This window comes from Frateuria flava (assembly GCF_017837635.1).
Classification (GTDB): Bacteria; Pseudomonadota; Gammaproteobacteria; order Xanthomonadales; family Rhodanobacteraceae; genus Frateuria_A; species Frateuria_A flava.
Window position 1 is genome coordinate 11,598 of the sequence record NZ_JAGJRS010000003.1, and the last position, 19,225, is coordinate 30,822.

Sequence of the window (19,225 nt, forward strand, 5' to 3'; positions counted from 1 at the left end):
GGATTCGGGATTCGGGATTCGGGATTCGGGATTCGGGATTCGGGATTCGGGATTCGGGATTGGGATTGGGATTGGGATTGGGATTGGGAGAGGGTGAGCGGGTTTGGGCTGTACCGAATCCCGAATCCCGTATCCCCAATCCCCGCCCCTCAGCCAAAGCGGCCGGTGATGTAATCCTCGGTCTGCTTCTTGCCGGGCTTGGTGAAGATCTTCTCCGTTTCGTCGTACTCGACCAGCTCGCCCAGGTACATGAAGGCGGTGCGGTCGGACACGCGTGCCGCCTGCTGCATGTTGTGCGTGACGATCACGATGGTGAACTGGCTTTTCAGCTCTTCGATCAGCTGCTCGATGCGCCCGGTGGCGATCGGGTCGAGCGCGGAGGTCGGCTCGTCCAGCAAGAGCACCTCGGGCTTGAGCGCGATCGCGCGCGCGATGCACAGGCGCTGCTGCTGGCCGCCGGAGAGGCCCAGCGCATTCTGCTTGAGCTTGTCCTTCACCTCGTCCCACAGCGCGCCACCCCGTAGCGCCTGCTCCACGCGCGCTTCCATCTCCGCCTTCGAAAGCCGCTCGTGGTGGCGGATGCCGTAGGCGACGTTTTCGAAAATCGTCATCGGGAACGGCACCGGCTTCTGGAACACCATACCGACCTTGCTGCGCAAGCGGTTGAGCGAGTAGCGCGGATCCAGGATGTTCTCGCCGTCCAGCTCGATCGAACCGGTCGCCTTCAGCTTCGGGTAGATCGCGTAGATGCGGTTGAAGATCCGCAGCAGCGTGGACTTGCCGCAACCGGAGGGCCCGATGATCGCGGTGACCTGCTTCTCGGGAATGTCCATGCCGATGTTCTTCAGCGCATGGAAGCCGTCGTAGTGGAAATTGAGGTCGCGGACCTTGAGCTTGGGCTCGGCCTCGGGCGGCGCCATCGAGGGAGCAAGGGCGAGGGCGGCAGCGTTAGTCATGGGACACCTTGCGGGCGAACAGCAGGCGGGAGGCGAGGCTGAGCAGCAGCACGAACAGCGTGACCACGAAGGCGCCGGCCCAGGCCAGCGCATGCATCGTCTCGCCCGGATCGTTGGCGTACTGGTAGATCACCTGGGGCAGGCTGGACATCTTGTCCAGCGGGTTGAAGGTCATGAAGTTGTTGCCGAACGCGGTGAACAGCAGCGGCGCGGTCTCGCCGCTGATGCGCGCGAGCGCCAGCAGCACGCCGGTGACGATGCCCGACCGCGCCGCGCGCAGCAGGATCTGCGAGGTCAGCTTCCATTGCGGCACGCCGAGCGAGAGCGCGGCCTCGCGCAGCGTCGGGGGCACCAGCCGCAGCATCTCGTCGGTGGTGCGCACGATCACCGGCAGCGCGATCAGCGCCAGCGCCACGCCACCGGCGAAGCCGGAGAACGTAGTGTTGCCGTGGGTCAGCGCGGTGCTCGGCAACACGATGATGGTGTAGACGAACAGGCCCATCACGATCGAGGGCGCCGAAAGCAGGATGTCGTTGAGAAAGCGGATCGTCTCGCCCAGCCGGGTGCGGTTGGCGTACTCGGCCAGCCACGTGCCGGCGAGCACGCCGATCGGCGTGGCAATGGCGATGCCGACAAAGTTGATGATCAGGCTGCCGACCATGGCGTTGGCCAGGCCGCCCTGGTCGCCGTAGGCGGTGATCTTCGTGAAGAGCTTCAGGTCCAGCGCGGCGAGGCCCTGGCGCAGGGTTTCCCACAGTATCCATGCGAGGAAGGCCAGGCCAACCAGCGTGGCGAGGGTGCTCAGGACGAGCGCCAGCGCGTTGGTCAGGCGGCGGCGGAAGTACAGCAGGTCCATCAGCGGCCCTCCCGGCTGGCCAGGCGGCGCAGCATCAGGCGCGCGATCAGCAGCACGATGAAGGTCACCACGAACAGCAGGAATGCCAGCGCCATCAGCGCGGATTTCTGCAGGCCTACCGCCTCGCTGAACTGGTTGGCAATCGTCGAGGCGATCGAGGAGCCGGGGTCGAGCAGCGAGGCAGACAGGTCCATGGCGTTGCCGAGCACGAAGGTCACGGCCATCGTCTCGCCCAGCGCGCGGCCCAGACCAAGGAAGATGCCGCCGATCACCGCCGAGCGCGTGTACGGCAGCACGATGTCCCAGGACACTTCCCAGGTGCTGGAGCCGAGCGCGTAGGCCGACTCCTTCAGGCGCGTGGGTACGGTCTGGAAAACCTCGCGCATCACCGAGGAAATGAACGGGATGATCATGATCGCCAGCACGATGCCGGCGGTGAGGATGCTGGCGCCGAACGGGTAGTCGCTGGCGAACAACTTGCCGACGAACGGCACGTGCGTGGCCACCCACGAGGGGGTGCCGTCATCCGGGTTGTTGCCGAGGTAGTTGGTCAGCCACGGCTTGATGTGCTCGGCGAAAAAGGGCGCGAAGACGAACAGGCCCCACATGCCGTAGATGATGGAGGGAATGCCCGCCAGCAGCTCGATCGCCGAGGCGACCGGCGTCCGCAGCCAGCGCGGCGCGACTTCCGAGAGATAAAGGGCGATACCGAAGCTCACCGGGACGGCGATCAGCAACGCGATGAAAGAGGTCGCCAGCGTGCCGTACACCGGCACCAGCGCCCCGTATTCCTGGCTGCTGGGGTCCCACGCGGAACTGACCAGGAAGTGCCAGCCGAACGTGCCGAACGCCTCGCGCCCGCCCCACAGCGTGGCGAACGCCGCGCCCAGCAGCGCGGCCAGGACGATCAGCGCGCAGGCCTTGAGCAAGCCGGCGAACAGGCGGTCGTGGCGGGCGTCGTGCCTGGCGCGCTGCTCGGGAATGTCGGTGGCGGGAATGGTTGACATCAAGTGGATCGCATGAAGGGAGCGGGGCTCCAGCGGTTGCTTCCCCCGTGCGCGGGGGAACGGTTCGACGGACTGAGGGGGCTTTCGGCGAAAGGCGCCCTATGCGCCCTGCAGTCCTTCCCCGGCGGATCGGGGAAGGACCGGCTGGCGCAGGAATAGCCGTTGGGTGTCAGTGCTTGTATTCCGAAGCCCAGTAGGCCTCGATCGTCTGCACCAGGTTCCGCGGCAGCGGCACGTAGTCCAGCGCGGCTGCCTGCTGCTGGCCGTTCTCCAGCGCCCACTTGAAGAAGTCGAAGGCGACCTTGCTGTGCTCGGCGTTCTTCGGCTGCTTGTACATGATCACCCAGGTGGTCGCGGTGATCGGCCAGGCCTTGGCGCCGGGGGCGTTGGTCATGATCAGGTTGAAGTCCTTGGCGCTGGCCCAGTCGGCGGTGGTGGCCGCGGCGGCGAAGCTGTCGGCGTTCGGCGGGACGACGTTGCCGGCGGCGTTCTTCAGGTCCACCCAGCTGATCTTGTTCTTCACCGCGTAGGCATATTCGACGTAGCCGATCGAGCCCTTGATCTGCTTGACGTACTGCGACACGCCCTCGTTGCCCTTGCCGCCCACGCCGGTCGGCCAGTCGACCGAGGTGCCGAACTTGACCTGGCTGGCCCACTCCGGGCTGACCTTCGACAGGTAGTTGGTGAAGTTGAACGACGTGCCCGAGCCGTCCGAGCGATGCACGACGGTGATCTTGCCCGCCGGCAGCTTGAGGCCGCTGTTCATCGCGGCAATCTTCGGATCGTTCCAGTTCCTGATCTTGCCCAGGAAGATGTCAGCCAGGGTCGCGCCATCGAGCTTGATCTGACCAGCCTGCACGCCGGCGATGTTGACCACCGGCACGATACCGCCGACCACGACCGGGAACTGGCCCAGGCCGAATTTCTTCAGGTCTTCGGCCTTCATCGGCGCGTCGGAGGCGCCGAAATCGATCGTGCCTTCCTTGATCTGCGCGATGCCGGCGCCGGAGCCGACGGACTGGTAGTTCAAGTGGTTGCCGGTCTTTTCGGCGTAGCTCGCCGACCAGCGAGACAGTACGGGGTAGACGAAGCTCGAGCCGGCACCGGTGATATCGGTCGCCTGGGCGGCGTTGGCGCCCATCAGCGTGGCGGCAGCCAGTGCGGCGGCCGTACCGAGGCGGGAAACGGTGGTTGCATTCAACACGGTCAGTTCCTCTCAAGGTGTGCATCGCGGGTGGATTCCCGGCGGACGCATTTGAGGTCAGGCGTGTTGCAATGAGATGAGATGGATGTTGCAGCGTGATGACAGGCCGCATCCGACTGTCATGAAACGATCAGATCAGGGTCAGCCCGACCTGGTCGCGCTCGAGGGTTTCCAGCCGCCGCCAGCGGTTGACGATCGAGCAGAACAGCTCTGCCGTGCGCTCGGCATCGTAGACGGCCGAATGCGCCTCGCGCCCGTCGAACTCGTGGCCGGCCGCCTGCACCGCCTTGCTGAGCACGGTCTGTCCGTAGGCCAGGCCGCTCAAGGTCGCCGTGTCGAAACAGCTGAACGGATGGAAGGGGTTGCGCTTGTGTCCGCAGCGGCGCACGGCGGCGTTGAGGAACGCCAGGTCGAAGGCCGCGTTGTGGCCGACCAGCACGGCGCGCTGGCACTCGCTCTCGCGCATGGCCTGGCGCACCGGATTGAACACGTGGTCCAGCGCCTGCCGTTCCGACAGCGCGCCGCGCAACGGGTTGTCCGGGTCGATGCCGGTGATCTCCAGCGAGCGCGGGTCGATGCGGGCGCCGGGGAAGGGCTCCACGTGCGTAAACACCGGCGCGCGCGGGCGCAGGTAACCCTCGGCGTCCATCGCCAGAGTGACCACGGCGATCTCCAGCAATGCGTCGTGCTCGGCGTCGAAGCCGCCGGTTTCCACGTCCACGATCACCGGCATGAAGCCGCGGAACCGCTGGCACATGCGGGCGGCCATGCTGTTGCTTACGTATTCCATCGACGAAGCATATCAGCGCCCGGTGGGGGGCTCGCGAAGTCCGCGTCTGCACGCTGATGCCTGGTGTCTTCGTTCTGTCACGCAACCGGCATGGAACCGTAAACGAAGCGACGCATCCTGCTGCCCATCCCAGCTTGGCCATCCGGATCGAAGGGGGCGGTCGAGGGGTTCCTACCAACAGTGGAGAGACACATGCGTTCGAAGATGCTCGTGGTGGCGATCGCCGCCAGTTTGGGCCTGGCAGGCGCCGGCGTGCATGCGGCACCGGCCCCGCAGGATGCGCAGTCCCCTGCGCGCAGTGCGGAGGTCGAGCAGCTCAAGGCCCAGCTGGCGGCCCTGCAGGCGAAGATGGACGAGCTGGAACAGCGCACTGATGCGCAGTCCGACATCAACGTGAGCACCGGCCAGAACATCGAGGCACTGCAGAAGTCGCAGGCCGCGGCGCCCTCGCTGGACAAGGCTCTGGCCGACACCACGTTCTCCGGCAAGATGTATTTCGACTTCTCGAACATCGACCAGAAGAACAGCGACACCGGCAAGACCGACGCCTCGGGCACGGGCCTGGGCGTCAAGCGCTTCTACCTGGGCGTGGACCACAAGTTCAACGATGTCTGGTCGGCCAACCTCACCACCGATTTCAACTATGTCAGCAGCGATGGCGAAACCAACCTTTTCGTCAAGAAGGCCTACGTGCAGGGCAAGTTCGACCCCGCGGCCGTGCTGCGCATCGGTTCGGCGGACATGCCGTGGATTCCCTTCGTGGAGAGCTACTACGGCTTCCGCTACGTCGAGAACACCCTGACCGACCGCCTGAAGTACGCCAACTCGGCCGACTGGGGCTTGCACCTGTTCGGTGACCTGGGCGCCAGCAAGGTCGCCAACTACGCGGTGTCCGTGGTCAACGGCGGCGGCTACAAGAACCCCGGCCGCAGCAAGGGCGTGGACATCGAGGGCCGCGTGGGCTTCGTGCCGTTCGAAGGCATGATCGTTGCCGTCGGCGGCTACAGCGGTCACCTCGGCAAGGAGACCGAGAGCATCGATGCGCCCCAGACTGCCCAGCGCGGCGACCTGATGGTCGCCTACGCGGACAAGAAGGTGCGCGTGGGCGCCGAGTACTTCACCGCGAAGAACTGGGGCAACCTCGTGCTGAGCCCTGTCGAGGACAAGGCCGACGGCTACTCGCTGTGGGGCTCGGTTGCGCTCACCGATGAGGTCGCCCTGTTTGCCCGCTACGACAACGCCAAACTGAGCAAGGACCTGGACGACGGCGCCAGGGACGTCTATTACAACCTCGGCCTGCAGTACCAGGTGACCAAGGGGTTCAAGCTGGCCGCGGTATGGAAGCACGAAAAGGCCGAGCGCTCGGTCACCACTCCGGTGCCGCCGCATGTACAAAACGTCAAGACCAACGAAATCGGCGTGTTCGGCGAGGTCGCGTTCTAGGCGGACGCTGCGTTTGCGCGCTCTTGAACAAACCTTCACGCGGCGCGTGGATCATTAGCCGCGTGTCAAGGAGTAGTTATCGGAAGGGAGTTCTACCCAGGGAGGGACAACGGCGGGCCGCAAGCCCGCCGTTATTTTTTGGCCGTCGCGTGACCGCTCCCGTGTCCGAACGAATACGCACGGCGCGTCGAAACTGCCGCCACACAGGGGCATGGAGCAGGCGGGACCGTGCTGCTATCGTCGCGCTGCCCTTGGATCGCCAGGAGGTCTCCATGCACATCCGCAAGCTCACCGACCAGGTCAGCGTGTCGCCGCAGATACTGCCCGGCGAAATGGCCGACCTTGAAGCGGCCGGCTTCCGCAGCGTGATCAACAACCGCCCGGACGGTGAGGTGGACGATCAGCCTTCCAGCTCGGAGATGGCCCAGGCCGCCGCCGCGCACGGCCTTGCCTACCGGGACATTCCGGTCGTGCCTGGACGGTACGACCCCGACGTCATCGATGCGATGGCGCAGGCGCTGCAGGAGATGCCCGCGCCGGTGCTTGCCTTCTGCCGCACCGGCACGCGTTCGACGACGCTATGGGCGCTGCAGGCGGCCCGTGAGGGCGAAGCCGAAGCGATCGTGAAAGCCGCGGGCGAGGCCGGCTACGACATCGCCGCGCTTGCGCCGCGGCTGCGGGCGATGCGGCATGCCTGAGCCGATGCGGGTGGACCACCTGTCCTGTTGGCGGGGGCGCGCGTGACGCTGGTGCCGGGAGTCGGCGAGTTGCTGGCGCTGCTGTGCGGTTCGGTCGTGGGGTTTTCGCTCGCGTTGATCGGCGGCGGCGGGTCGATCCTGGCCACGCCGCTGCTGCTTTACGTCGTCGGCGTGCGCGACCCGCACGTGGCCATCGGCACCAGCGCGGTGGCGGTGTCCGCCAATGCCTTCGCCAACCTGGTGCCCCATGCGCGGGCGGGGCACGTGCGCTGGCGCGCGGCGTTCGTGTTCGCCGCGGCCGGCGTGCTCGGTGCTTGGCTGGGATCGAGCGCGGGCAAGGCGATGGACGGCCATCGCCTGTTGGCGCTGTTCGCGCTGCTGATGCTGGTGGTGGCGTTCCTGATGTTGCGCGGGCGGCGCGGCGGGGCAGGGGGCCGCTATCCGTTGCCCAACACCTTGCCGCGGCTGGGCGCGGTCGGCATCGGTGCGGGCGGGCTGGCCGGCTTCTTCGGGATCGGCGGCGGCTTCCTGATCGTGCCCGGACTGATGTTCGCCAGCGGCATGGAGATCATCAACGCGATCGGCACCTCACTGTTTTCCGTCGGAACCTTTGCCGCGACTACCGCGGGCAACTACGCGGCCTCGGGCCTGGTCGACTGGCGTGTCGCGGCCGAATTCATCGGCGGCGGCGTGATCGGCGGCTGGCTGGGCGCCCTGGGCGCGCGCCGCCTGGCCGGCACGCGCGGCGCGCTCAACCTGGTTTTCGCCGGCGTGATCGTGGTGGTGGCGATCTACATGCTCTACCGGTCGCTGACCCACGGGGCTTGAGCGGCTGCTCGCGCCTACGCCCACCGAGGTGCGGGCCATCGCGTCTGAAGGCGCCCCCATCCGCCTGTCGCACCTTCCCCCGCGTTCGCGGAGGAAGGCTCGGGAATGTGGCGTCGCGACTTTGTTCCTTTCGATCTCGCAGGGGAAAGGTTGGCAAGCGCGGGCCTGCGCCCTGGATCCTTCCCCCGTTGACGGGGGAAGGTGCCCGAAGGGCGGATGGGGGAAGCCTTGCGAGGAGCCCCGCCTACGCCGGAAGCGTCTTGTGCTTGTACCGACACAGATCGCGGATCGGGCAGATCGGGCAGTCGGGCTTGCGCGCCTTGCACACGTAGCGGCCGTGAAGGATCAGCCAGTGGTGGGCGTCCTTCTTGAACTCGGCCGGTACCACCTTTTCCAGCTTGTCCTCGACCGCCCGGACGTCCTTGCCGGGCGCCAGGCCGGTGCGGTTGGAGACGCGGAAGATGTGCGTGTCCACCGCGATGGTCGGTTCGCCGAAGGCGGTGTTGAGGACCACGTTGGCGGTCTTTCGGCCGACACCTGGCAGCGCTTCGAGCGCTTCGCGCGTGCGCGGCACCTCGCCGCCGTGCTGCTCAACGAGGAGCCGGCACAGCGCGATCACGTTCTTCGCCTTGGCGTTGTACAGCCCGATCGTACTGATGTAGCGCTTCAGGCCTTCCTCGCCCAGCGCCAGGATAGCCTGGGGTGTGTTGGCCTTCGGGTAAAGCTTGCGGGTGGCCTTGTTGACGCCCACGTCGGTGGCCTGCGCCGAGAGCACGACCGCGACCAGCAGCTCGAACGGCGTGCGGTATTCCAGCTCGGTGGTCGGGTGCGGGTTGAGCTCGCGCAGGCGGGTGAACAGCTCGACGACGTCGGCGCGCTTCATGCCCGGGAGCCCTGCTTGGCGCGGGCGCGGGCGAGTGCCGCCAGTACCGGGTTCTGCGGAGTGGCGGGTGTGTCGACCGCTGCCTTGCGCGCGGCCAGTTCGGCCTCGCGCTCGTCCCGTTCCCGGGCCAAGCGTACTTCGCGGCGCTGGAAGTGCGTGCGGCAGGCCTCCGCGTGGGCCGGGTCGTCCACCTGTGCCAGCGGCATGGGTTCGAGCACGATGCAGTCGACCGGGCAGGCCGGTACGCACAGCTCGCAACCGGAGCACTGATCGGGCACCACCGTATGCATCAGCTTCGCCGCGCCAACGATGGCATCGACCGGACAGGCCTGGATGCACTTGGTGCAGCCGATGCAGTCGGCCTCGACGATGCGCGCGAGCGTGCGCGGCTTCTCCACGCCGTGTGCCGGATCGAGCGGCAGCACGGGCGTGCCCAGTAGTGCCGCAAGCTTCGCGATGCCGGCCGCCCCACCGGGCGGGCAGCGGTTGATCGGCGCGTCGCCGCGCGCCATCGCCTCGGCGTAGGGACGACAGCCGTGGAAGCCGCACTGCTCGCACTGGGTTTGCGGCAGCAGGGCATCGATGCGGGTGGCCAGATCGGTGACGTCGTTCATGGTGTTCCGGGCGCGTTGCCGGGCAGGCATCGGCATAATCAGCGCTCTATTGTCCCGCAAGTCGGCTGGAGCTTCACATGACCCGTTTTCGTCCTTCCCTGCGCGCCGCCTCGCTGCTGCTGGCTGCCGCCATCGGCATGACCGGCACGCTCTTGCTCACCCACGCCTCGCCCGCCCGGGCCGAAAGCGTGCAGGGCGATACCGTCACGGTATTCGTCGATGCCACGCTGGGCTTCCGCAAGAACCACATGGCGAAGAAGCTGACCGAATCGCACGCCGAGTACGCTGCGCGCGGCTATCACGTGGTGGACCTGTCGGCGTACAACGAGAACGGCGATCTGGTCGGATTTTTCGTCACCTACGCGCGCTGACGAGTTCTTTGCAGGAGCCGCTTGCGGGCGATGCTCGGGAATGAAGTCGCATCGCCCGCAAGCGGGCTCCTACGAAAAGCGACGTCAGCGGACGGTGGCACCGGGCTTCGCGCCCGGATCGGCATCCAGCAGGAACAGGTCGCTGCCGCCGTCGCCGGCCGACAGGATCATCCCCTCGGACAGCCCGAAGCGCATCTTGCGCGGCGCCAGATTGGCGATGAACACCACGTTGCGCCCGACCAGCTTCTCCGGCTCGCCGTAGGCGGCACGGATGCCCGAGAAGATCTGCCGCGTCCCAAGCGGACCGGCGTCCAGCTCGAAGCGCAGCAGCTTGTCCGAGCCTTCGACGAACTCGCAGGCAGTGACTTTGCCGATACGCAGGTCCAGTTTGGCGAAGTCGTCGATGGCGATGGTGGCCGGCGTGTCGGTGGCCGGTGCAGCGGGTTCGGTCATGGGCTTGCGGGTTTCCCTGGTTGACTTGGGCGCGGCGGCCGGAGCCGGCGCGAGCGATTCTCTGGAGGCCTCGACCATCGCCTCGATGCGCTTCGGGTCGATGCGCGCGAGCAGCGGCTCGAACGGGCCGATCGCGTGGCTGTGCAGTTCCGCGCGGGCATCGTCGAAGTCGGCAATCGGCGCCTGCAGGAAAGCCTCGGCCGCGGCGACGGTCGTCGGCAGGATCGGCTTGAGGAGGCCGGCAAGCAGGCGGAAGGCGGCGAGCGCGAACGAGCACACCTGGTGCAGCTCCTCGCGGCGCGAGGCGTCCTTGGCCATGGTCCAGGGCGCGGTAGCGGCGATGTGCCCGTTGACCAGGTCCGCCATCAGCACGAAGCGGCGGGTGACCTCGGCGAAATCGCCCGCGTCGTACAGCGCGTCGATGCCGTCGTAGTGCTCCAGCAGCGTATTCCACAGCGCCTGTTCGGTGGCGCCGAAGCGCGCACCCAGGCGCCCGTCGAAGAACTTGTGCACGAAGCCCGCGGTGCGACTGGCGATGTTCACCCACTTGCCGACCAGGTGCGAGTTCACGCGCTCCTCGAAGGCCTTCAGGTCCAGGTCCACGTCCACCGGCGCGTCGTCCAGCATGCTGGCGAAGTAGTAGCGCAGGAACTCCGGGTTGAGGCCCGAGTCCAGGTAGGTGCGTGCCTGGATGAAGGTGCCGCGGGACTTGGACATCTTCGCGCCGTTGACGGTCAGGTAGCCGTTGACGTGCAGCGCGGTGGGCGTACGGAATCCCGCGCCGTGCAGCATGGCCGGCCAGAACAGGCCATGGAAATTGATGATGTCCTTGCCGATGAAGTGGTGCATCTCGGCGCGGCTGGACGGCGCGAGGAAGTCGTCGAACTTCAGCCCGCGCTTGTCGCACAGCGCCTTGAAACTCGCCAGGTAGCCGACCGGCGCGTCCAGCCAGACGTAGAAGAACTTGCCGGGCGCATCGGGAATCGGGAAGCCGAAGTAGGGCGCGTCGCGGGAGATGTCCCAGTCCTTCAGGCCGCCATCCAGCCACTCACGCAGCTTCGCCGCCACGCCAGCGTTGGCCACCGGCTGGCCGCCGGTGTAGCGGCCGGCGAACCAGTCGCGCAGCAGCGCCTCGAACTTCGACAGCTCGAAGAAGTAGTGTTCCGAATCGCGCAGCACCGGCGCGGCGCCGGAAACCACCGAATAAGGCTCGATCAGGTCGGTCGGCGCATAGGTGGCGCCGCAGTTCTCGCAGTTGTCACCGTACTGGTCGCTCGTGCCGCAGCGCGGGCAGGTGCCCTTGATGTAGCGGTCCGGCAGGAACATCTCCTTTTCCGGATCGAACAGCTGCTTGATGTCGCGGCGCGCGATGAAGCCGCCGTCGCGCAGGCGGGTGTAGATCAGTGTCGCCAGCTCGCGGTTCTCGTCCGAGTGGGTCGAGTGATAGTGGTCGAAGTGCACGCCGAAGCCGGCGAAATCCGCCTCGTGACCGGCGCGGATGCCTTCGATGAACGCCTCCGGCGTCATGCCGGCCTTCTGCGCAGCGAGCATGATCGGCGTGCCGTGGGCGTCGTCCGCGCAGACGTACACCACCTCGTTGCCCGCCATGCGCTGCGCCCGCACCCAGATGTCGGCCTGGATGTAGCCCAGCAGGTGGCCCATGTGCAGCGGGCCGTTGGCGTAGGGCAGGGCGTTGGTGACAAGCAGGCGGCGGGTCATGGCGGGCGGCGTTTCCACGGAATCCCGCATTATGGCATGGGGGCGCCCGGTGGTCGGGTGTTTGGATGGCCGAACGGCAGTCTCCTGGTGAGCGTTCTCGCCGGCGTCAGTCCCGCGAGAGCGGGAATCCATCTGCCCTTCGAGCCATTGCGGCAAACGGACTCCCGCTTACGCGGGAACGGCTTCCGGAGCGGGAGGGCGAGGCTCGATGTTGCGGCGCAGCGTCAGGGGTTCGATAATTGGCGCACGCAGGCTGTTCCTGCCGGAACCACATCTGTCATGCACCTGAACATGCTCAAGGCCAAGATCCACCGTGCCACCGTGACCCACGCGGAGCTGCACTACGAGGGGTCGATCGCGATCGACGGCCTGCTGCTGGATGCCTCGGGCATCCGCGAGTACGAGCAGATCCACGCGTGGAACATCAACAGCGGGCAGCGCTTCGTGACCTACGCGCTGCGTGCCGAGGAAGGTTCGGGGATCATCTCGGTCAACGGCAGCGCCGCGCGCAGCGCGCAGGCTGGCGACCTGATCATCATCGCCGCCTTCGTCGGGCTCAGCGAGGCCGAGCTGGAGAAGTTCCAGCCCACGCTGGTGTACGTGGATGCGGACAACCGCATCAGCCACACCAACCGCTCCATTCCCAAGCAGATGGCCGCGGCCTGACCGGATCCTCCCTCCGCGTCCGCGGAATGCCCTGGACGTGCCGTGATCTCCCCCCGTTTACGGGGGAAGGTGCGCGAAGGCGGATGGGGGCGGCCCTGCGAAAGGCTCGCCCAAACATCGCGCCCAAAGCGCCCCCATCCGCCTGTCGGCACCTTCCCCCGCGTTCGCGGGGGAAGGCTCGAGTGTGCATGATGCCTCCCACGTGTCGGGCATTTCTCCGCGTCGGCGGTGCGCCGTGATCCTTCCCCCGTTTACGGCACTACTGTCTGGAGAAACATCCGCCCCGCGGACGAAAAGCGTTGCGGCACCTGATGGAAGGGTCTAGAACCCTGAGCGCCAACTCAAATCCACAGGTGCCGCAACGTGTTCAGCATAAGCCGGTTGGGAAGCGTGATGAAGGGTGTGCCGCGGGGTGTATTCGACCGGGCGGTTCAGGCCAGTGGAGCGGAGCGTTACCACAAGTGCTTCAGTGGCTGGAATCATCTGACGGCGATGGTCGTGGGCCACTTGAGCGGCGCCACCAGCCTGCGCACGCTCGAGCGCACCTACAACAGCCAGACCCACCAGCACTACCACTTGGGGACCGGCCCGCTACGCCGTTCGACCCTGGCCGATGCCAACGCCAAGCGCTCAATGGCGCCTTTTGAAGCGGTGGCGCAGGCGCTGATGGCGCAAGCGCACCGCACGCTGCGCCGGGAGGGGCAGGCCTTGCTGTACCTGCTCGACTCCACGCCGATCCCGCTTGCCGGGCGACACTTCGACGCCTGGACGCAGGCCAACCGTACCCAGCGCACCCAGGGACTGAAGTTGCACCTGCTGATCGCCCAGCCTGGGGCGAAGCCGCTGCAGTGCGCCTTCAGCGCAGCCAACGTCAACGACATCACCTACGGCAAGTCGCTACCCATCGAGACGGGCGCCACCTACGTGTTCGACAAGGGTTACTGCGATTTCGGCTGGTGGGCCGCCATCGACGCGGCGGGCGCTCGCTTCGTGACCCGCTTCAAGCGCAACGTCGCGCTGGTGCAGCTGCACCAGCGGCCCGTCAGTGCGGCGGACCAGGACGTCATCCTGGCCGATGAAGAGGTCCACTTCGCGCCGCGCAAGCGCGGCAAGCAACGCGATCACGGCTACCGTGCGCCCTTGCGACGGATCACCGTGGCCCGGCCGAACCACAGCACGCCCCTGGTGCTGGCGAGCAATGATCTGGACGCGCCCGCCCGGGTCTTGGCTCAACACTACAAGGAGCGCTGGGGCATCGAGCTGTTGTTCAAGTGGCTCAAGCAACACCTGAAGATCACCCAGTTCTACGGCCGCAGCCAGAACGCGGTGAAGATCCAGATCCTGTGTGCCCTGATCGCCTACCTGCTGCTGGCCATCTACCGCCAGCTCAACGGCTCGCTCGCCAGCCTGTGGATGGTGCTGGCCGAGCTACGCGCCACCTTGTTCCAGCGGCCCACGACCGACTCGACCGTCCACCGACGATGGATGCAGCGGCGAAGGGCCTCTGAGCAACTCCAGGGGAGGCTGTTTACTTGATTCCCCGGACAGTAGTGCCGTTCACGGGGGAAGGTGCCCGGAGGGCGGATGGGGGAGGCCTTGTGAAAGGCTCGCCCGAACATCGCGCCCAAAAGCGCCCCCATCCGCCTGTCGGCACCTTCCCCCGCGTTCGCGGGGGAAGGCTCCAGTGCGCATGATGCCTCCCACGTGTCGGCATTTCTCCGCGTCCGTGGTGCGCCGTGATCCTTCCCCCGTTTACGGGGGGAAGGCTGCCCGAAGGGCGGATGGAGGAGGCCTTGCGAAAGGCTCGCCCGAACATCGTGCGGGAAGCCCCCTCTGTCGGCGGCCATCCCCACGATCGCGCAGCAGGCTTCGACCGCGTCATGCCACCCGACGTGTTCCTCACGCGCGCCCGGCTTAAGATGCAAGGCTTCCCTCGCCAGCGCGTCCGCCCATGCCCGCCAACGTCCCGACGTACGCTTCGCTGTTCGCCGACCACGCCCGCCGCCTTTCGCAGACCCACCTGCGCACGCTGATCGCCGATGCGGCCCGCGGCGCGCGCCTGCGCCACCGCGCCGGCCCGCTGCTGCTCGACCTCAGCCGGCAGAAGCTGGACATGCGGGCGCTCGATGCGCTGGGTGCGCAGCTGGAAGCGAGCAGCTGGGAAGCGGCGCGCGACGCTATGTTCGCCGGCGAGCCGATCAACACCTCCGAGGACCGCGCGGTGCTGCATACGGCTCTGCGTGCGGGCGCCTCGTCCATGCCCTCGCCGGCACCGGCCGGGGCTCGCCGCGAGATCGAGGCGACGCTCGAGCGCATTGGGCAGCTGGTCGACGCCATCCATGGCGGCCAGCAGGCGGCCCTGGGGCTACCCGACACGGTCACCGATATCGTCAACATCGGCATCGGCGGTTCGGACCTGGGGCCCCGGCTTGCCGTTGCCGCGCTCGCGCCCTTCCGCACGCCGAAAGTGCGCAGCCATTTCCTTACCAACGTCGACGGCCAGGCGGCCTACGACCTGATCACCCGCCTCGATCCGAAGACCACGCTGGTGGTCATAGTTTCCAAGACCTTCACCACGCAGGAAACCCTGCTCAACGGCAACGTGCTGCGCGGCTGGATCCTGGAGGCCTGCAACGGCGACGAGCGCGAGGTGGCGCGGCATTTCCTGGCGGTCAGCGCCAACACGGAGGTCGCGGGCAGCTGGGGCGTGCCGCTGAAGCAGATCTTCCCGATGTGGGACTTCGTCGGCGGGCGCTACTCGCTGTGGTCGGCGGTCGGGCTGTCGCTGGCCCTGGCGATCGGCACGCAGGGCTTCCGCGCCGTGCTGGCCGGTGGCGCGCGGATGGATGACCACTTCCGCAGCGCGCCCTGGCAGGAAAACCTGCCGGCGCTGCTGGCGCTCGTCGAGATATGGAACCGCGACGTGCTCGGCTACCCGACGCGCGGCGTGGTGCCTTACGCGGACCTGCTCGGCGACCTGCCGAGCTACCTGCAGCAGCTGGAAATGGAGAGCCTGGGCAAGTCGGTGACGCCGCAAGGCCAGCCGGTCGGCCAGCCGACCGTTCCGGTGGTCTGGGGCAGCGTCGGCACCAACGCGCAGCACGCCTACTTCCAGGCGTTGCACCAGGGCACCGAGGTGGTGCCGCTGGACCTGATCGGCATCGTCAACCCCGCGCACCCGCTGCACGGCAACCACGATGCGCTGCTGTCCAACCTGCTCGCGCAGGCGGCCGCGCTGGCGCTGGGCAAGACCACCGAGGAGGCGCTGGCCGAGAACCCCGCTGGCGGCCCGACGCTGGCGGCCCAGCGCACGTTCCCGGGCGACCGCCCGAGTTCCGTGGTCCTGCTCGATGCGCTCACCCCCGAGAGCCTGGGTGCGCTGATCGCGCTGTACGAGCACAAGGTGTTCCTGCTCGGCCACCTGTGGGGCATCAACGCGTTCGACCAATGGGGCGTGGAGCTGGGCAAGAGCATCGCGCGGCAGATCCTGCCGGCGTTGCGTGGCGAGCAGTCCGACGTGCCGCCGCTGGATGCGGCCACGTGCGCGCTGATCGGCGCCATCCACGAGCGTCGCACCTAGCGGCGCAGGGTGGGCTTCCTCCGCCCGGCGCTTGTCGCTCGTCGGAGCAATCGGCTGAAGCACGCCCTACAAGGGCTGCTCGCCGTGCCGGGCCAACGCCCAGGCGACATGCTCGCGGACGATCTGGGAGGCGTCGCGTTCACGCGCACGAAGTGCGGCGACCACCTCAACCGTCGAGGGCGCATTGCCCAATGCCACAGCGACGTTGCGCAGCCAGCCCTCGTAGCCGGTGCGGCGGATCGCCATGCCCTCGGTGCGGCGCAGGAATTCCTCCTCGCTCCACGCGAACAGCTCCACCAGCTTCGCGCCGTCCAGGCTGTGCCGCGGCGCGAAGTCCGGCTCCGTGGCGTCCTGCGCGAACTTGTTCCAGGGGCACACCAGCTGGCAATCGTCGCAACCGAAGATGCGGTTGCCCATGGGCGCACGCAGATCCTCGGGGATCGACCCTTTCAGTTCGATCGTGAGGTAAGAAATGCAGCGGCGCGCGTCGAGCCGGTAGGGACCCAGGATCGCCTGGGTGGGGCAGACGTCGATGCAGCGCGTGCAGGTGCCGCAGTGCGCCGTGGCAGGTGCGTCGATCGGTAGCGGCAGGTCGGTGTAGAGCTCGCCGAGGAAAAAGTACGAGCCGGCATCCTTGTTGATGAGCACGGTGTGCTTGCCGATCCAGCCCAGGCCGGCGTTGCGCGCCAGCGCCTTCTCCAGCACCGGCGCTGAATCCACGTACGCCCTGTAGCCGAAGTCACCGATCGCCGCGCGGATGCGCTCGGCCAGCTTCTGCAACCGGTTGCGCATCAGCTTGTGGTAGTCGCGGCCCAGCGCGTAGCGGGCGACGTAGCCGGCCTCGCCGTCGTTGATGACGTCCCAGGCGTGCCGGGTACCCGGCGCGCGGTAGTCCATGCGTACGGAAATCACCCGCAGCGTGCCCGGCTCCAGCTCGGCAGGCCGGCTGCGGCGGGTGCCGTGGCGGGCCATGTAGTCCATCTCGCCGTGCAGGCCGTCGCCGAGCCAGCGTTCCAGGTGGGACTCGTCCTCACCCAGCTCGATGCCGCTGATCGCGGTTTGCGCAAACCCCAGCTCGCGGGCCCACTGTTTGATCTCGCGGGCAAGCGCGGCATGGTCGGGGGAGGGAACGACGGACATGCGCCCATTGTAAGTGCGGGCCCGCACCTATAATCGTCCGATGACCGCGCCACATCGCCACGCCCTGTACACCGTCGCCCAGGTGCGCGCGCTGGATCGGCGTGCGATCGATGTGCTGGGCATCCCCGGCTACGAACTCATGCGCCGCGCGGCGGCCGCGGCGTTCGCCAGCCTCCGCCGGCATTGGCCGCAGGCGCAACGCATCGCGGTCTATTGCGGGCCCGGCAACAATGGCGGCGACGGCTATCTGCTCGCGCTGCTGGCGCACGAGGCCGGCCTGGCCGCCGACGTGCTGGCCCTGGCCGAGGCCGCGGGCGAAGGGGACGCCGCCCGCGCCCGGACCGCCTGCGAGCAGGCTGGCGTACCGGTCCGTCGCTGGGACGGCACGTCACCGTTGCTCGAAGCGGACGTGCACGTCGACGCGCTCTATGGAACCGGCCTGAACCGTCCGCCCCAGCCAGCGGCAGCCGCGCTGATCGAGCGACTCAATAGCGGAGGCAAGCCCATCCTGGCGCTGGACGTGCCCTCCGGCCTGAACGCCGATACCGGTCACTGCCCGGGCGTGGCGATCCGCGCCAGCCTCACGGTCAGCTTCATCGCGGCCAAGCGTGGCCTGCACACCGGCCAGGCCAGCGCGCATACCGGACGCGTCGAGCTGGCCACCCTCGGCCTGCCCGAAAGCCTGTGGCAGGAAGCGCCCGATGCGTACCTGCTCGAAGCGGCGGTGTTGCCGCCACGCCCGCGCGATGCGCACAAGGGCCGCAACGGCCACGTGCTCGCGATCGGCGGCGACCACGGCACCGCGGGCGCGATCCGCCTGTGTGGGGAGGCTGCCCTTCGCGGCGGCGCAGGCCTGGTCAGCGTGGCGACGCAGGCCGAACAGCTGGTCGCGCTCAACGCGGCCCGCCCCGAGCTGATGGCGCATGCGGTCGACGGTCCCCAGGCGCTGGAACCCTTGCTCGAGCGTGCGACCGTGCTGGCGGTCGGCCCGGGCCTGGGGCGAGGCGCCTGGGGGCACGCGCTCTGGCTGACCGCCCTGGACAGCGCGCTGGCGCTGGTGCTCGATGCCGACGGTCTCAACCTGCTGGCGGCCGAGCCGCGGCGTTTCGATCCCGCGCGGCAGGTGGTGATCACGCCGCACCCGGGCGAGGCTGCGCGACTGCTGGGGTGTTCCGTTGACGACGTCGAGCGGGACCGGTTCGCCGCCGTGCGCGGGCTTGCGCAACGCTTCGGCACGTTGGCGGTGCTCAAGGGCGCCGGGTCGCTGATCGCTGACGCGGACGGCCGTCTGGACGTCTGTCCCTGGGGCAACCCAGGCATGGCCTCGGGCGGCATGGGGGACCTGCTGACGGGCCTGGTCGCGGCCTTGCTGGCGCAAGGCTGCAGCGCCCGGGATGCTGCCCGCCTGGGCGTGGGCCTGCATGCCCGTGCCGGCGACCTGGCCGCCCGCGACGGTGAGCGCGGCCTGCTCGCCAGCGACCTGCTCGCCCCGCTGCGCAGCCTTCTGAACGGACTGGATGCATGAGCTACTGGACTCTCCCGGATGAAACCGCCACCGCGGCGCTGGCCCAACGCTTCGCCGCGGCGGTCGACGGGGGGCTGGTGATCTACCTGCATGGCGACCTGGGTGCCGGCAAGACCAGCTTTGCCCGCGCGCTGCTCACCGCGCTTGGCGTGGGCGAACGGGTCAAGAGCCCCACCTACAGCCTGGTGGAGTCCTACCGCGCCGGCGAGCTCACGGCCTGGCACCTGGACCTCTACCGCATCGCCGATCCAGGGGAACTGGAATGGCTCGGGCTGGACGCCCTGGGCGATCCGGCCGCGCTGGTGCTGGTCGAATGGCCCGAGCGGGGCAGCGGCGCCTTGCCGGCACCGGACCTGGTGCTCGAACTGGAACACGCCGGCGATGGGCGGCGCGCACGCGCGGACCCGCGTAGCGACCGCGGCAGCGTTGTGCTGGAACGTCTTGGCGAAAGCTAAGTTACGGTTCCGTAAGCAAAAACACGCTATGACGCGT

General features: G+C 67.8%; 18 protein-coding genes. 9 read left to right on the top strand and 9 right to left on the bottom strand.

The features are described from left to right. Window positions 1–149: 149 nt before the first annotated feature. The 5 genes from pstB to rnt form a co-directional block, all read right to left on the bottom strand. Entirely contained in the window at window positions 150–956 is an 807-nt protein-coding gene (gene pstB, locus J7I44_RS00830; protein WP_209614565.1) for a phosphate ABC transporter ATP-binding protein PstB, read from the bottom strand. Then, window positions 949–1,812, bottom strand: a complete 864-nt coding sequence (gene pstA, locus J7I44_RS00835) for a phosphate ABC transporter permease PstA (RefSeq protein ID WP_209614566.1) — start codon at window positions 1,810–1,812, stop codon at window positions 949–951. Before pstA ends, pstB begins: the two co-directional genes overlap by 8 nt. Then, entirely contained in the window at window positions 1,812–2,819 is a 1,008-nt protein-coding gene (gene pstC / locus J7I44_RS00840; RefSeq protein ID WP_209614567.1) for a phosphate ABC transporter permease subunit PstC, read from the bottom strand. Before pstC ends, pstA begins: the two co-directional genes overlap by 1 nt. Before the next feature lie 169 nt (window positions 2,820–2,988). Beyond that, complete coding sequence (pstS, locus tag J7I44_RS00845; protein WP_209614568.1) at window positions 2,989–4,023, bottom strand: phosphate ABC transporter substrate-binding protein PstS; 1,035 nt, start codon at window positions 4,021–4,023, stop codon at window positions 2,989–2,991. A 130-nt stretch (window positions 4,024–4,153) separates the two neighbouring features. Further along, the gene (rnt, locus tag J7I44_RS00850) at window positions 4,154–4,813 is read right to left on the bottom strand and encodes a ribonuclease T (protein WP_209614569.1); all 660 of its coding nucleotides are present in this window, start codon (window positions 4,811–4,813) and stop codon (window positions 4,154–4,156) included. A 192-nt stretch (window positions 4,814–5,005) separates the two neighbouring features. On the opposite strand from rnt, the gene J7I44_RS00855 reads away from it, so the two are divergent. The 3 genes from J7I44_RS00855 to J7I44_RS00865 all read left to right on the top strand — a co-directional run bounded on the left by J7I44_RS00855 (window position 5,006) and on the right by J7I44_RS00865 (window position 7,782). After that, entirely contained in the window at window positions 5,006–6,256 is a 1,251-nt protein-coding gene (locus J7I44_RS00855; RefSeq protein WP_209614570.1) for a porin, read from the top strand. A gap of 272 nt (window positions 6,257–6,528) precedes the next feature. Next, complete coding sequence (locus J7I44_RS00860; RefSeq protein ID WP_209614571.1) at window positions 6,529–6,954, top strand: protein tyrosine phosphatase family protein; 426 nt, start codon at window positions 6,529–6,531, stop codon at window positions 6,952–6,954. A gap of 51 nt (window positions 6,955–7,005) precedes the next feature. After that, window positions 7,006–7,782 carry a sulfite exporter TauE/SafE family protein gene (locus J7I44_RS00865; protein ID WP_342451860.1) on the top strand — a complete coding sequence of 259 codons (777 nt, stop codon included), beginning with the start codon at window positions 7,006–7,008 and terminating at the stop codon, window positions 7,780–7,782. 244 nt (window positions 7,783–8,026) lie between these two features. Here the strand turns inward: J7I44_RS00865 and nth are convergent, their stop codons facing one another. Together nth and J7I44_RS00875 are read right to left on the bottom strand one after the other, a co-directional pair. Next, the gene (nth, locus tag J7I44_RS00870) at window positions 8,027–8,665 is read right to left on the bottom strand and encodes an endonuclease III (RefSeq protein ID WP_209614573.1); all 639 of its coding nucleotides are present in this window, start codon (window positions 8,663–8,665) and stop codon (window positions 8,027–8,029) included. Further along, window positions 8,662–9,279 (bottom strand): RnfABCDGE type electron transport complex subunit B, encoded by a 618-nt coding sequence (locus tag J7I44_RS00875; RefSeq protein ID WP_209614574.1) that lies wholly within the window; start codon window positions 9,277–9,279, stop codon window positions 8,662–8,664. Before J7I44_RS00875 ends, nth begins: the two co-directional genes overlap by 4 nt. Before the next feature lie 77 nt (window positions 9,280–9,356). Here J7I44_RS00875 and J7I44_RS00880 point away from each other — a divergent pair, with 77 nt between their 5' ends. Continuing rightward, window positions 9,357–9,650 carry a hypothetical protein gene (locus J7I44_RS00880; RefSeq protein WP_209614575.1) on the top strand — a complete coding sequence of 98 codons (294 nt, stop codon included), beginning with the start codon at window positions 9,357–9,359 and terminating at the stop codon, window positions 9,648–9,650. An 84-nt stretch (window positions 9,651–9,734) separates the two neighbouring features. Here the strand turns inward: J7I44_RS00880 and metG are convergent, their stop codons facing one another. Further along, complete coding sequence (gene metG, locus J7I44_RS00885) at window positions 9,735–11,822, bottom strand: methionine--tRNA ligase (RefSeq protein ID WP_209614576.1); 2,088 nt, start codon at window positions 11,820–11,822, stop codon at window positions 9,735–9,737. Window positions 11,823–12,101: 279 nt separating this feature from the next. Here metG and panD point away from each other — a divergent pair, with 279 nt between their 5' ends. The 3 genes from panD (at window position 12,102) to pgi (ending at window position 16,068) form a co-directional block, all read left to right on the top strand. After that, window positions 12,102–12,488, top strand: a complete 387-nt coding sequence (panD, locus tag J7I44_RS00890; RefSeq protein ID WP_209614577.1) for an aspartate 1-decarboxylase — start codon at window positions 12,102–12,104, stop codon at window positions 12,486–12,488. Window positions 12,489–12,851: 363 nt separating this feature from the next. Next, window positions 12,852–14,024, top strand: a complete 1,173-nt coding sequence (locus tag J7I44_RS00895; protein WP_209614578.1) for an IS4 family transposase — start codon at window positions 12,852–12,854, stop codon at window positions 14,022–14,024. A gap of 415 nt (window positions 14,025–14,439) precedes the next feature. Continuing rightward, a complete protein-coding gene (gene pgi / locus J7I44_RS00900) occupies window positions 14,440–16,068 on the top strand; it encodes a glucose-6-phosphate isomerase (RefSeq protein ID WP_209614579.1) in 1,629 nt (542 codons plus the stop codon). A gap of 66 nt (window positions 16,069–16,134) precedes the next feature. On the opposite strand, the gene queG is transcribed toward pgi, so the two are convergent. Then, complete coding sequence (queG, locus tag J7I44_RS00905) at window positions 16,135–17,208, bottom strand: tRNA epoxyqueuosine(34) reductase QueG (protein WP_209614580.1); 1,074 nt, start codon at window positions 17,206–17,208, stop codon at window positions 16,135–16,137. A gap of 40 nt (window positions 17,209–17,248) precedes the next feature. Here queG and J7I44_RS00910 point away from each other — a divergent pair, with 40 nt between their 5' ends. Then, window positions 17,249–18,733, top strand: coding sequence for an NAD(P)H-hydrate dehydratase (locus J7I44_RS00910; RefSeq protein WP_209614581.1), 1,485 nt, complete (start codon window positions 17,249–17,251; stop codon window positions 18,731–18,733). Beyond that, window positions 18,730–19,188: a tRNA (adenosine(37)-N6)-threonylcarbamoyltransferase complex ATPase subunit type 1 TsaE gene (gene tsaE / locus J7I44_RS00915; protein ID WP_209614582.1), complete on the top strand. Its 459-nt coding sequence runs from the start codon at window positions 18,730–18,732 to the stop codon at window positions 19,186–19,188. The genes J7I44_RS00910 and tsaE overlap by 4 nt, the downstream gene beginning before the upstream one ends. The last annotated feature ends 37 nt before the right edge of the window (window positions 19,189–19,225 follow it).